Origin of the sequence: Streptomyces sp. NPDC032940, assembly GCF_040636935.1 — a bacterium.
In the GTDB taxonomy this organism is placed as follows: Bacteria; Actinomycetota; Actinomycetes; order Streptomycetales; family Streptomycetaceae; genus Streptomyces.
Genome location: NZ_JBEZVJ010000005.1, coordinates 320,019 through 333,611 on the forward strand (window position 1 = coordinate 320,019; position 13,593 = coordinate 333,611).

11 protein-coding genes are annotated in these 13,593 nt (G+C 69.7%); 5 read left to right on the forward strand and 6 right to left on the reverse strand.

Annotation, left to right across the window (positions count from 1 at the left end; genetic code table 11):
* The first annotated feature begins 78 nt into the window (after window positions 1-78).
* Together AB0E77_RS09995 and AB0E77_RS10000 are read left to right on the forward strand one after the other, a co-directional pair.
* A complete protein-coding gene (locus AB0E77_RS09995; protein ID WP_328661539.1) occupies window positions 79-750 on the forward strand; it encodes a response regulator transcription factor in 672 nt (223 codons plus the stop codon).
* A 1,299-nt stretch (window positions 751-2,049) separates the two neighbouring features.
* The gene (locus tag AB0E77_RS10000) at window positions 2,050-2,442 is read left to right on the forward strand and encodes a cupin domain-containing protein (RefSeq protein WP_361568162.1); all 393 of its coding nucleotides are present in this window, start codon (window positions 2,050-2,052) and stop codon (window positions 2,440-2,442) included.
* A gap of 359 nt (window positions 2,443-2,801) precedes the next feature.
* On the opposite strand, the gene AB0E77_RS10005 is transcribed toward AB0E77_RS10000, so the two are convergent.
* The 3 genes from AB0E77_RS10005 to AB0E77_RS10015 form a co-directional block, all read right to left on the reverse strand.
* A complete protein-coding gene (locus AB0E77_RS10005; RefSeq protein ID WP_361568165.1) occupies window positions 2,802-3,332 on the reverse strand; it encodes a GNAT family N-acetyltransferase in 531 nt (176 codons plus the stop codon).
* A gap of 406 nt (window positions 3,333-3,738) precedes the next feature.
* Window positions 3,739-4,092 carry a hypothetical protein gene (locus tag AB0E77_RS10010; protein ID WP_143660383.1) on the reverse strand — a complete coding sequence of 118 codons (354 nt, stop codon included), beginning with the start codon at window positions 4,090-4,092 and terminating at the stop codon, window positions 3,739-3,741.
* 76 nt (window positions 4,093-4,168) lie between these two features.
* A complete protein-coding gene (locus AB0E77_RS10015) occupies window positions 4,169-6,319 on the reverse strand; it encodes an AAA family ATPase (protein WP_361568168.1) in 2,151 nt (716 codons plus the stop codon).
* A gap of 304 nt (window positions 6,320-6,623) precedes the next feature.
* Here AB0E77_RS10015 and AB0E77_RS10020 point away from each other — a divergent pair, with 304 nt between their 5' ends.
* Entirely contained in the window at window positions 6,624-7,985 is a 1,362-nt protein-coding gene (locus AB0E77_RS10020) for a sensor histidine kinase (RefSeq protein WP_361568171.1), read from the forward strand.
* Between the two features lies 1 nt (window position 7,986).
* On the opposite strand, the gene AB0E77_RS10025 is transcribed toward AB0E77_RS10020, so the two are convergent.
* Complete coding sequence (locus AB0E77_RS10025) at window positions 7,987-9,960, reverse strand: ATP-binding protein (protein WP_361568174.1); 1,974 nt, start codon at window positions 9,958-9,960, stop codon at window positions 7,987-7,989.
* A 413-nt stretch (window positions 9,961-10,373) separates the two neighbouring features.
* On the opposite strand from AB0E77_RS10025, the gene AB0E77_RS10030 reads away from it, so the two are divergent.
* Window positions 10,374-11,090, forward strand: a complete 717-nt coding sequence (locus tag AB0E77_RS10030) for a hypothetical protein (protein WP_328660074.1) — start codon at window positions 10,374-10,376, stop codon at window positions 11,088-11,090.
* Between the two features lie 61 nt (window positions 11,091-11,151).
* Here the strand turns inward: AB0E77_RS10030 and AB0E77_RS10035 are convergent, their stop codons facing one another.
* The gene (locus AB0E77_RS10035) at window positions 11,152-11,835 is read right to left on the reverse strand and encodes a response regulator transcription factor (protein ID WP_361568177.1); all 684 of its coding nucleotides are present in this window, start codon (window positions 11,833-11,835) and stop codon (window positions 11,152-11,154) included.
* Window positions 11,836-12,362: 527 nt separating this feature from the next.
* Between AB0E77_RS10035 and AB0E77_RS10040 the strand changes: the two genes are divergently transcribed.
* Entirely contained in the window at window positions 12,363-12,788 is a 426-nt protein-coding gene (locus AB0E77_RS10040) for an OsmC family protein (protein ID WP_361568180.1), read from the forward strand.
* Between the two features lie 177 nt (window positions 12,789-12,965).
* On the opposite strand, the gene AB0E77_RS10045 is transcribed toward AB0E77_RS10040, so the two are convergent.
* Complete coding sequence (locus AB0E77_RS10045; protein WP_361568183.1) at window positions 12,966-13,274, reverse strand: hypothetical protein; 309 nt, start codon at window positions 13,272-13,274, stop codon at window positions 12,966-12,968.
* Window positions 13,275-13,593 lie beyond the last annotated feature (319 nt).

A 13,593-nucleotide genomic window follows, 5' to 3' on the forward strand; every position in this document is an offset into this window, starting at 1 on the left:
TGGTTCCCGCGCACCGCCTCCATGGGAGGATGCGGCGCAGACAGTGGCCCCGGTGCGGGTGAAGAGAGGAGCAGGACCATCGGTATCCGTGTGCTGGTCGTGGACGATCAGGCGATCGTCCGCGCGGGTTTCGTGGCGATCCTGACGGCCGAGGCCGACATGACCGTGGTCGGCGAGGCAGCGGACGGTGACGCGGCTGTGGCGATGTCGGCACAGCTCGCGCCCGACCTGGTGCTCATGGACATCCGCATGCCGGGTATGGACGGACTGACGGCGACCCGGCTGATCACCAATCACGGCAGCGGCGCCCGGGTTCTGGTGCTGACCACGTTCGACCTCGACGCCTATGTCTACGAGGCTCTGCGCGCCGGGGCCTCCGGCTTTCTGCTCAAGGATTCCGAGCCGGAGGACCTCCTGGCCGCGATACGGGTGGTCGCCTCCGGTGACGGCGTCCTCGCGCCCGCGGTCACGGGACGTCTGATAGCAGCCTTCGCTCGGGGGGCCTCCTTCGCTCCGGAGATCACGAGGGCGCTGGACAGCCTCACCAACCGCGAACGCGAGATCCTCGTCCTCGTCGCCACGGGCCTGAGCAACGCGGAGATCGGCGCGCGTCTGGAAGTAGCCGTGGGAACGGTGAAGGTGCACGTGAGCTCAGTGCTCAACAAGCTGGGCCTACGGGATCGTGTGCAGGCGACCATTTTCGCCTACGAGAGTGGGCTGGTCCGCCCGTCGGTGACGCCGACTCTCTGAGCGCCCTCCGCTTGCCTGCACCAGGGCGATCAGAGGGAGAGTTGGCCGCGAAGCCGGCAGGCGCTATTGCGGACCCGCGGTGGACTGCGCCGCCGCTGCCCTGCGCGGGCCGACTCCGCCCAGCTTTTTCGCCTGCTGTCCAGGACCCCGAATGCAAGGCCGTCCAGCGCGGACGGGCCAGGCCCCGGAACAGTCACCACCGGGCCTTTGTCCGCTCCCCGTGCGCTGCTACTCGGCAGGTACGACCACGAAGACCACCGGCAGAGCAGGTCACGAAACCCGCACGGGTCGTTCCGTGATCTCACTGCGACGATCCGTGCCGTCGAGACACGGGGTTCGCGGACGGACGAGACGGCGCATTGCTCCTGCCGGTGATCGGCGAGTCGCGCCACATCAATTACTGAAGCAACGCGAAGGTCGCTTGTACGGCATCTTCCCTACATAATTCATGGCTTCTTCTGGCCATGAACCTCCCCTCATGCCTTTCGCGGAAGTGAATCCCGCTGGCGGTCGAGGCGATCGGCGCTTCTTGGAGTGCGTCATTCGACGGTCGGCGAGACGGCCGCCGACCCTGCGAATCATTCCTCACAAGAGGGACACAAGGTGCCATGTTGCTGTCACTCGTCCAGCCGCCGTATCGCGGCATCGTGTGCTCGGATATGTCCCGCAGCCCCGACGAGAGGCTCGATACACGAGGAGGATGGGACCCACCGTGCCTGCACCCACCGTCTGGGAAGGAACCCGCTTGAGGGCGAACGCGCCGTCGCCTTCGTCTTCTTCGGCATCGGCGAGCAGACGAGCGGCAGCAGGGCTCCCGAGGAGCTGACCGCGGCCGCCCGCTTCTGCCGCCCCTTCATGCTGTTGGCGGACGGACCCACCGAGGCGCGAACTACCCGGCCCCAACGGCGGGCAGACGATCCTTCCGGCGACTCCTGGGAGACCACACGCTCCGCAGTCGTCGACGCAACGGGCCGATCCGGCGGGCCGCCGTCACTGCCCCGGCGACACCCCCGCGACACCCTCGAGAACGCCACGCCCTCCACGAGCGGCGCTGTTCTCGCCACCCGTCCGGCGAGCATCTTCGCCGGCCGCTCTTCGACCGTTCCCGGCACCGGATGGGCGCGAGGTGGCGGTTGACGGCCCGTGGTCCGGGCACAGGCCACGTCTCTTCCCACAAGCCAGGCGCACCACAGCGCTCCCCGCACCCGCAAGAAAGTACGAACCATGTCTTTGCCCCCACTGCACATACCGCCGGACGGTGGATCCCCTGTGTTCCTCGTAGGAGACACCTACACCACCTTGCTCAGCGCCGCTGACACCGGCGGTGAACTGTCCCTGGCCGAGGCCGTCGTTCCGGCCGATGCCGGCCCCCCGCCGCACACCCACCATCGCGAGTCCGAGACGTTCGTTCTTCTTGAGGGAACACTTCGTGTGACCGCCGGTGACGAGCAGTTCGACGTCGAACCCGGAGGGGTTGTGTACGTCCCCAAGGGCGTTCGTCACTCCTTCAAAAACACCAGCCCGGGCCACCCCGCCCGCATGTACTTCCTCTATGTGCCTGGCGGCATGGACGGCATGTTCCAGGAGATCGGCCGCCCCGGTGTCCGGGGCCAGGTCGGCCCTCCCCTCGACCCGGCCGATGTGGTCGCCATGGGCGAGGTTGCCGAGAAGTACGGCTACACCCTCGGCTGAACGACCGCCCCTCCGCGACGCCGCCGCAACCGCCGTACCCGGTGCTTGGGCGGACGTTCACCAGACGCATACCGGTCACCGGCCACGGTGCGCCAAGCTGGCGTCCCGCTGTGTGCAACGCCAGTGCGTTAAGGGTTCGTGCGCCCTGTCGAGAAGGCGGGACCTCTGGTAGTTCGCATGGTGTCGAAGCCTTTGCGAGTGTCCCGGAGGTCCCGTTGCCGCAGAATCCTGTCAGCGTCAGGTCCGGTGCGACAGCCCTCGACGTGTATGCGCCCGGCCATCTGGGCGAGTTGACCGAGATCATCGATCCCGAGCTGATCGGTGCGGTCCTGGAGGACACCGGTGCCCGGCAGCAGCGGCTACGGCTGCTCGACGGGGACGGTGAGGTCGGCGGTCGAGCGGTGAACGGCGGGCCGGGAGGCACCGAGCGTCCTCAGGATTCTCAGCATGCGCACGTTGTCCAAGCCGGTCATGACACTCATGGAGCAGCAGCCGAAGGTGCGGGCCTGCTCCCGGGCGTACTGCGCCAGCGTGGTGCCCAGGCCACGGCTCTGCCACGGATCCTCGATCATGATGCCGAGTTCGGCGGTGCTGGGCTCGGTCGTGCGGACCAGGTTGGTGGTCGCGATGAGTCGCTGTGGGTCGTCCTCCGGGTGGGTGACCCAGGTGAGGCCCAGGCCGGGGCGGGTCAGGTGGTGGAACTCGCCCCGGCGCAGGGAACGCCGGGCGGCCTGGTAGCGCGCGAAGCGCGTCTCGAGCGAACAGCGGTTGTGCAGCGCGTTCACCGCGTCGAAGTCAGCGAGCGTAGCGGGACGGGTGAGGGTGCGGGTCCCGGTGTGAGGCAGACGGGGGCGATGGGGTGTGGTGGTCATCGGGGCGGGGGCGGGCATAGTGGTCCTCGGCTTATGAAGTCAGGGAAGGCGGGGGCAGGGCACGGTGCAGGAGTGCGGCAACCGCCGACAGCCGTTGCGGGGCCACCGACCGGGGCTCGTCACCGTCATTTGCGGTGTCGTCCCCCATGGCAGGATCCCGGCCCCTTGGAAGGGGGTCATTCCCGTGCGGGCCCGGCCGGAGCGGGAGGCTGTCGTCCATGACGAAGCTGACCGTCGAAGCATGGGGCTGAACAGCCGTGTCGGCGACGCTGCCGAACGACACGGAGTGTTCGGAACACGCGCCCCGCGCCCCGCTCACCGACACGACCTCTCGGTCCGGGGCCGCAGCAGCGTTCCGAACTCAGGGGAACGGAACCCCGGACCGTCACAGATCAAGGTTCACCAGACTACGGGAGAGGGACACTCACGCGTCGGGGTCCTGGTGGTAGGCGTGACGGTCGGTGTGTGGGCCTCGGGAGGACGTGAGGAACCGGAGGGCCGACGCGACGAGCACGGTGATCAGAAGGGCGACGCTGAGCAGGAAGGTCCATTCGACCCACGCACCGCCGGACCGCCCCTTCTCGAACGCTGAGAACAGCCGTGCGCCCACGGGGTAGGAGATCATGCAGACGATGACGAGGGGCCAGAAGGACAACACCTTGAGAGGCTTGGTCCACGCGGTGAGGGCAAGGGCCACAACAGCGATCAGGGCGACGAGAACATGCATGCGATCCATGAGCCGATCCTTTCGCGCGGAATCCGCTGCGATCTCGGCCACCAGGAGGAATCGCACCTAGTCCGCGAAGCATAGACCCGCACGAGGGTGCCGCCCTTCCGCCTGCCGCCCTCGTGCGTCAGCGCTCCACGCGGCTCTGTTCCCGGTCGCCCACGGAGGAGGTGTACCCGTCCGGCACACCGGACGGGTACACCTCCTCATGCCACAGACGAGCCGAGACGCGCTCGACCGCAGTCCTGAGATGACGGCGGTAGGTGCTCAGAGACACTCCCAGTCGTTCGGCCGCTGCCCGGTGCGTGGCCGTCCCTTCGACGAACGCGGTCACCGCGGCCTGGTGCGGTCCGTGCCCGCCTTGCTCCTCGGCCAGCTCGTAGACGGCCTGTTGGAGCACGGACGCCAGGTCTGCACCGCCTACGGCAGCCACCCGGCTACGCCGCAACGGATTCAGCGCGAGCTCCGACGGCCGCCGCAACGCACGCAGTCCCGCGTGCACGGCGTCGGCGAACTCCTGCTCGGACAGGACCCCTGTCCGCGTCCGCGCCTCGTCCGTGCGGACGAGGCCGGTACCGTTCACGCGATGGCAGGGGTCGCGGCCGTCGCCCTCACCCGACACGGAGTGCAGCAGCCCCCGCAGCCAGTCGGAAGCGGGGAAGACCCGCACGTCACGGGCGAACAGACGCTGGAGAACGCCACCGACGCCCCAGCGGTGCTCCGTGGGAAGCAGCCCGTGCCGGCGCAGCGCCCCGTCCCAGACGCCGTCGTCCCGGAGCACGAAGAACACCCAGGCCGGTCCGCCGGTCCGCACGGTCTCCGCGACGAGGCCCCGCAGCGACAGCGCCATGGCCGATGAGGCGTCCCGTCGCTCTTGCGGGTCGGCATGGAAGCGGGCCACCGAGATCCGCTCATTCGCCCGCAGTGGCCCGTGCCGCCGGACGTGGTCCCAGACGGCGGCGACCACGGGATCTGCTGTCTCCCCTTCGTACGCCGTCAGCCGCAGCCAGGCCGAACAGGCTCGCGGTGGGCCGTACGGGAGCGGCCGCCGGACCCTGAACGCCTCCGGCTGGTGATGCAGCCAGAACCGTGCGTTCTTCGCAGATTCCGGCCCCTCGCAGTCCTCGATCAGGCCGAGCACGGTGGCCTCGTCCACAGGCTTGCACGCCTCGTCCTCGTGGCTGTCCCGCGCGGCCCCCTCATGGGCGGGTGGCAGCACCGTGATGTCCCGGTACAGGCGGTGCAGGGCTCCCGCAGCGTCCAGGGCGCGGTCGAAAGGCACGGTGCGTATCTGCTCCACCAGGTGGTCGTGCAGGCGCTCGTGCAGAGCGGCGAACCCACCGGGGTCGTTCCATCTGGCGTCGTGCTCGACCGTGTTGCGTACCGCCTCGTCCAGCAGCAGGCCGCACCCGACGGCCGTCACCCAGGGCTGCGCTCGCAGCCACGCGAACGACCGGGCCGCCGCGCCGGCGCCGAGTTCGGCGCGCAGCAACTCCTCCGTGACGGTCCCTGCCCGGGCGGTCACCTGCAGAGCCCGTCGGTGCTGCTCGGTGGGAAGACTGCCGACGAGACGGTGGAACAGGACCGCGGTCAGCCGTCGGGAGACGCCCCCGTCCATGGACCACCCCGCTTCCCCACCGGTGCGGGCGTTGGCCGCGACCAGGGACAGAGCCAGGGGATTGCCGCCCGCGAACTCCCGCACGGGGACGTGCAGGGGCGGCGGCACGTCCTGGTCGCCCAGGACCTTGGTGGTCTCCTCCGCGTTCAGCGCGGGCAGCTTCACGGACCGGGCGCAGGCGGCCCAGCCGGGATCGGTTCTCCAGCCGAGCTGCGGCGGGGTTCTTGACGCCATGACCACGACCGCATCACTCGGTACGTCGGGCAGGAAGCTCTCGCGCAGCCACGCCTCCAGCCCGGTGCACCGCTCCAGGGAATCGACCAACAGGACTGTTGCGGGATCGTCAAGGACATCACGGAACACATCCAGGCGACCGCAGGCGTCCGCCGGTGTCCTCGCACCGTCCACCCACACCACCGTCCTGCCGGCGGCGGTCGCGTCCAAGGACAGGCGGTGCAGCAGGGCGGACTTACCGATACCGCCGGGCCCGTGCACGAAGAGGACGGGACGGGCTTCGGCTTCTCCCGCCAGCGCCGCTCGGAACGCGTCCCGCTCGGCCGCCCTGCCGACGAAGGCCCGGGCACGTGCGGCGGCCACGTGCTCGCCGAGCAGACCGCCACCACAGGAGCCGGCGGGGTCCGTGGCGTTGCTGCCGCTCACTGGGTCGGCTCGGGTAGGGACTGGTCCCGGACTCACCGGAACTCCTCTGCGAAGGGATCGGTCAACCCCTCCAGTCCAACCGTCCCGGTCGTCCGCGAGCTCCGCCTTCGAGGCGAACTCGCGGATCGGCCGACCGGACGAGGTCGCTCTCCTGCTCGTCCTGGAGAACGAGTACGTGCACCCGGACGCTCCTGCACAGGCATCCGGACTGTCCGTGCTCGCGCTGACCCACGGACGAGGGGTACGCCGTCTTCCGGTGTCCCGGCGGGCCGCTGTCGGTCGGCGCGGTCTAACGTGGACCGTCATGAGCGCACTGAACTCGTGGCCGCGCCGCCGTCTGCCCCCCGCCCTGACCGACCTGGCCCTGGGCGTTCTCCTGACAGGCTGGTGCCTGGCCCTGCCCTCCCTGGTCCCTGCGAGCGAGGCCCTGCACAACGCGCCGGGCGGCTGGTGGGTCGCGCTCATCCTGGTCTGCGGTGCGCCCATTACCGTTCATCACCGGTTCCCGCTGGCGAGCCTCGTGGTTGTCGCGGTCGCCTGCAGCATCCTTCAGGCGCTGCGTTACGTGCCCCACCTGGTGGGGCCGCAGGGGACCGCGATCAGCCCCACCTACCTGTGCGCCGCGACGGCCCTGTTCCTGACCGCCGTGCGGACCGAACACCGCACGGCCGCTCTTGTGGCGCTCCTCCACGTTCCGGCGCTGTCCGTGACGGAAGCCGTGCTGGCGCCCGCGGATCACTGGCTTGCCGCGGGCACGACCGAGGCGGTGCTGACGGCCGCGGCCTGGTCCCTCGGCCGGCTGGTACGAACCCGGACCGCTATGCAGGATCAGGCGCTGGAGCGCGCCAAGGCACTGGAGGGTGAACAGCTCGCCAAAGCCCGTGCCGCCGTCATGGAGGAACGCGCGCGCATCGCCCGGGAACTGCACGACATCGTCGCCCACAACGTCAGCCTCATGGTCGTGCAGACCATCGCCGCCGACCGGGTCCAGGCCCGCGACCCCGAGAAGGCCCACGAACTGCACCGCACCATCGAGGAGACCGGCCGGGCCACCGTCGCCGAGCTACGGCAACTGCTGGACGTGCTCCGCACCGACGACGAGGACGACACCGACCCCAGCAAGCAGCCACCGCAGCCCACCATCGACGCCATCCCGGCGCTGCTGGAGTCGGTACGTGCCGCCGGTCTCCAGGTCCACTGCACCATCAGCGGGGAACCGGTCGACCTGTCGGCCGGCTCGCAACTGGCTGTCTACCGGATCGTGCAGGAAGCCCTCACCAACACTCTCAAGCACGCGGGCCGCACCCGCACCGCCGTCACGCTGACGTGGGAGCACGACCGCCGCAGGCTCTCCGTGAGGATCTGCGACGCGGGCCCCGGCGAGCAGGCCGCGCCTTCACCGGCCCACGTCTTCGACCGGGGGGCGGGGCACGGGCTGGTCGGGATCCGGGAACGGGTCGCGGCCATGGGCGGCACACTGCACACCGGTCACCGGCCCGGAGGCGGTTACTGTGTGCATGCCGCCCTCCCCCTTCCGTCCGTGTACGGCCCGCCCCCGCCGGACGACCGGAGCTCCTGCGTCCTCGCCGAGCCCGTTGGCCACGAGGACGGCACCGGGTCCCACGACGACGAGGCCGGGACCGTCCTCGCTCTCCCGGTCACCTGAGTCAACGCCGCGGCCGGTCCGCGGGTGACAGCAGCGGGGTTCCGGACAGTTCGTGCTCCCACATGATCCGCGTGATCCGGCGTGTCGCCCACGCCAGGTGGCGGCGGTAGGTGCTGAGGGGAAGCCCCAGGCGCCGAGCGGCGGCCGCCTGCGTCGAGGCCCCTTCGACGTAGGCGGCGGTCGCCGCCCGGTAGCCCTTGTCACCACCGCGCTCGAGCGGCAGGCTGCCGATCGCGCTGGTGACCACGTCCTTGAGACCCATGCCGTGCGCCAGGACGAGACGACTGCGCTGGAGCGGGTTGAGCGCCAGCTCACGTGGCCGGCGCAAGGCTCGCAGAGCGGCCTTCACGGCGACGGCGAACTCCTCCTCGCCCAGCACCAGGATCTCCGCCGCCGTGCACGGATCCTTCCCGGAGCGGGCTGGACCAGGAGCGGCGCCGGTGAGCAAGGGAGCGTTCGCCGCACCCCCGAACACCGCGGGCAGGGCACGCCGGTCGCAGGCGAAGAGACGGTGACGGTGACCGTCGACGGTCACCGTGCCGGCCGTCGGCTCCATGGCGTGGTGGCGCAGATGAGAGTCCCAGAAGCCGTCGTCGCGCAGGACGGCGAACGCCCAGGCCAGTCTGTCGTCGCGGATGATCTCCCCCACCATGCGCCCGAGGGACGCGTCCATCACGGGGGAGGGACGGTGATCGCCGTACTCGCCGACGTGGAACCGCGCCAGCGCGATGTGCTCGCCGGCCCGCACCGGACCGTGCTTCCTGGTGTGCGCCCAGGCGGCGGCGACGACCGGGTCCTCCGCCTCCCCTTCGAAGGGCATGAGCCTCAACCACGCCGAACATCCGACGTCATCCTCACCAGGTCCGAGGCGTTGCAAAAGGAAGGACTCGGGCTGCTCGCGCAGCCAGTGCGCGGCCATGCGCGCCGACTCCGGTCCCTCCTGGCGGCGTATCCGGCGGATCAGCGTCGCCTCGTGCCCGACCGCGCGGGGCAGCTCTTCGGCCCGGCCGCCCGACGCCCGGCCGTGCGCATCTGCCAGAAAGCGCCCGGAGCGGTGGAGGAACCGCAGGTCCCCCACGGTCTCGAGGACGCGGGAAGCGGGCCCGAGCCTCGTCCGTTCGAGCAGGTGGCCCCGGATCCTCCGGTGCAGTTCTGCGAATCCGGCCGGATCACGCCAGCGTAGATCGGCTCTCAGCGCCTCGCGTACGACGGCGTGGGGGGCCACACCGAGCCGGGTGGTCTGGACGAACGGCTGGTCGCGCAGCCAGAGGAAGAGATCCTCGCCCTGGTCACCGAGGACCGCCCGCAGCAACGCCACCGAAGTGACACGGGCCTGGGCGCACACGTCCAGGGCTGCCTGGTGAGCCTCGTCGGGCGGGGTACCGACGAGGCGGCGCAGCAGAGTGGCGACGGCGTCCTGGCCCAGCGGAGGATCCGCATGATCGGCGCCGCCATCGGTCTCCGTGCGCACCGCCGCCTCCGCGGCCAGGGCGAGAGCCAGGGGGTGCCCTCCGGTGAACTCCAGCAGGGCGTCGTGCAGGTGAGGGAGCACGCCTCGCTGCCGGAGGAACGCCGCTGCGTCGGGCTTGCTCAGACCGCCGAGGGGCAGTACACGCAGCAGCCCCGTCCAGCCCGGGTCGGCCGGCCAGTGAGGGTCAGGCTCGTGGCGGCTCGCCACGACGACCACGGTGCCCCAGGGGAGGCGGGGTAGGCACTCCTCACGCAACCAGCCGTCCAAGGACCGGCAGTGCTCGAAGGAATCGACGAGCAGAACGGCTCCAGGCTCCCGTATAACGGGACGTACGGCACGCATGAACGCATCGGCGGTCGCCGGCGTGGTCCGCCCGTCGACCCGTACGACGGTGCGGCCTGCGGCACGGGCCTCCAGCGCGAACCGGCGCAAGAGCATCGACTTGCCCGTGCCCTCCGGACCGTGCAGGTAGAGAACGCAGGCGGCGCCGGATGCTCCGTGCAACGCTGCGCGGAAGAAGTGGAGCTCATGCCTGCGTCCGAGGAATGAACGCTCCCGGACTCGTTCCAACCGCCGGCCCAGGCTGCCGCCGCGCGTGCTCACTCACTCCGCCTCTCCGTCTCGCCCGACGCGCCCGGGCCGCTGACCGCGACAGCGCGGAGCGCGGCCGCGACGGGAGTACTCCGAGAGGAGCATATGCGTCCGTGGATCACCAAGAGCGGCCGCCCACGAGGGGCGGAGGGTTCGTCGCCCCTGCACCCTCGGCGGCCGCCGTTGAGCACAGGTGAGCACATGACGACCACCGCTTGAGCAGCCGGTGGCGCGCGGGGGTGCCGAGCATGGAACGGACCCGCCACACGAGTACCACCCCCCGCCACACGAGTACCACCCCCATGCCCATGCCCATGCCCATGCCCATGCCCACAACTGCGATGTCCTCCTCCTGCCCCGTCGATGTCGTCCTCTCACTGCGCCGGCAGAAGACAGCCCGTCTGCTGCGCACCATGCGCCCGTACCATGTGCTGCCGGCCCTGTCCCACTCATGGGGTTCCGCACCGGCCTACATGTCGCTGCTGCGCAGGCCCGACGGACTGACCGTCCTCGATGTGTCAGAGGACGGCGGAACGGACCGACTTGAGCAGCGCGTGCGCGTGCTCAGCACGATCTCCTCGGTCGTGGTGCTGGCCCCCCGGGACGTGGACGTGGTCGCCACGCTGCGTGCGGGGGCCGTCAACGTGCTCCCCCGGGACACCCCTCCTAGGGAGTTGGCCGGACGGATCGTCGCCGAACGCAGGTGGATCGATCTCTCTTCGAGGCGTCAACGCCTGCGGGCACCGTCCCAGAGTCGTCCGCAGGTCGTGCCTCACCAGGCTTCTCAGCAGGTGTTGTTGGAACTTCTAAGCCTGCCTTCCCGTGAGTGGTGTTGTCACGATCTGGGTCTGCTGCTCGGCACCGCCGGGGAGCCGGTGAGCAAACGGGCGCTGCAAGCCCGTGTGATGCGTCTGAACGGACGTCTGGCGCCGTACGGGGTCTCTGTCGACGCCGTACACCGGTGGGGCCGGACCAGGTACTCGGGTGTACGCGAGGCCGTGCCGTACGAGGTGCCGCCCGCGCAGTCGCCGTTGCGCCTCTGATCTCGCGCCCCGGATGCGCTGACGACTCGTTCGTGGGAGGCCGTCAGGGAGGAGCAGCCTGTCAGCGGACGGTGGAAGCGTGCCCGACCGGTGTGACCAGGCCGGCGTCGTAGGCCAGGATCACCGCTTGTACCCGGTCACGCAGATGGTACTTCTCCAGGATATGAGCGATGTGTGTCCTGACCGTGTTCTTGCTGACGTCCAACTCCTGAGCGATCTCCTCGTTGGACAGCCCCCGACTCAGCGCGCGCAACACGTCGACCTCGCGGGCCGTGAGATGCTCCAGCCGCCTGGACACGGCCCCGACGGCCGGCTGAGGCAGACGGGCGAAGCGGTCCAGAAGCCGCCGAGTGACACGGGGGGACAGGACCGCGTCACCGGCGGCCACCATCCGTACCGCCTCCACCAGAGACTGTGCGGGCCCGTCCTTGAGCAGGAAACCGACGGCCCCGGCCCTGAGAGCGTCCAGGACGTGCCGATCCAGGTCGAACGTGGTCAACATCACGACCTGGGCTTCCGCACCGGACTCCACGATGCGCCGGGTGGCCTCGACACCGTCCGTGCCGGGCATGCGGACGTCCATCAGGACGACGTCCGGCCGCAGGGCGAGGACCTGCTCAACAGCGGAGTCGCCGTCGGACGCCTCACCGACAACGGCGATGTCCGGTTCGCATTCGAGGATGAGACGGAAACCGGTGCGGATCATCTGCTGGTCGTCGACCAGCAGAACGCGGACGGACTCCATGGAAGAGGCTTCCTTCGTGCGGTGCACCGGCGTGCGGTGCGGGTGAAACGGGCGGCCGACTCGACTGCCGCCCCGAGCGATGCGCCGACGACGAGCATGTGTACCGGCTCTCGATGACGAGAGATCACGATATCTGCACGGGTCTCCGGGACGCGTTGGGTCGATGCGCGCAGCGTGACGCAGCCGACGTGCAGAGACGAGACGGCACGCTGCTCCGGCCTGGCGACTGATCAGACCGGTCCAAGAAGGTTGCTCCAGCAACTGAGGGATCATCTGTCGGAGCACTTTCCCTTCGTCTTACTGCCTTACGTGCCCTACAGCACGCAGTACACGATTACGCAAAAGTGAACGACGATCAACTTCGTGAAGCGTGCCGTCCGGGCAAGGGCCTGCGTTCGCGGGCGGTGCTGACACCGCACGACCGCCGGTATCGCCGTGGGACACCGTGCCGCCGTGCCACGTCCTCCTGTGATCCGATGGGCTCGCTGCCCCGATCAGGGGCCGAAGGCTCAACGAAGGGAACCACCGTGGCAACCACGCGCTCCGCGCACACCGTCTGGGAAGGCAACCTGCTCGAGGGCAACGGCGTCGTCACCTTCGACTCGTCCGGCGTCGGCGAGCAGCCGGTGTCGTGGCCGTCGCGCGCCGAGCAGGCGAACGGCAGGACCAGCCCGGAGGAGCTGATCGCCGCCGCCCACTCCAGCTGCTTCTCCATGGCACTGTCGCACGGCCTGACCGGCGCCGGCACCCCGCCCACCAAGCTCACCACCTCCGCCGACGTCACCTTCCAGCCCGGCGAGGGCATCAAGGGCATCCACCTCACGGTGGAGGGCACCGTCCCCGGCCTCGACAACGACACCTTCGTCGCCGCCGCCGAGGACGCCAAGAAGAACTGCCCGGTCAGCCAGGCCCTGACCGGCACGACCATCACCCTGACCGCGAAGCTGGCCTGAAACAGGGGGGACCGCCACATGACGTGTCGGGAGGGAGCCGGTTCTGTGACGGAACTGCGGTGCAGTCCCCCAGAGGTCTGACTCACGCACCCGCTGAAGACACGTAGTGGCGATTCGACGTGGGCAGGCCACGGCGTTGCCACCGGAGGCCGGCGCGGCCTCGCCGGCCTGCCACCCTCACGGGCGGCGGGCCGGCCCCGTTCTTGTCGTCCCTTGTCTGCTCGGCGCAGGGGGCGTGCCGTCTTCCGGCCGTGTGCGGGTGCCGAGGTCGTTCAGCGGGCCGTCGGCGGTCATCATGCCTCTACTGGTCAGCAGGGCCGGCTCGCCAGACTTGGCCACGGCGCCGTTCGGCTGCTGGTCGGAGGTGCGTAGGCCGACGGCGAAGCCACTGCTGCGACAACAGTCGATCATGACGACCTTCTGTGGCGCGACGCACTGTTCCAACAGCTCATCGAAGAAACCGGCGCTAACACCGGTCTCGGCCACCCGGTCGAAGTCGGTGTCCCGGGCGACGACGTAGAACTCGCCGCCGTCTCTGACCCGGTCTTACACCGTGCCCCAAGATGTACAGCAGGGCCATTTCGTATTCGTCGCACGCCGTAAGAAACTCGCCGATGGCCAGTCGCATGTCATCGGCGGTGAGGTCGGTCTCCGTCTGGCTGGAGACGAAGCTGCCGATATTTCACGGGCCCTGCTCCGCAAGCTTTATAGCCTACGACTCCGCTTCTGATGCCCATCATGCCGTGTGAGCCCGGCCAAGTGGTCGGCCCCTCGGGCGAAGCAGCAATTGAGATGCATGAGCATG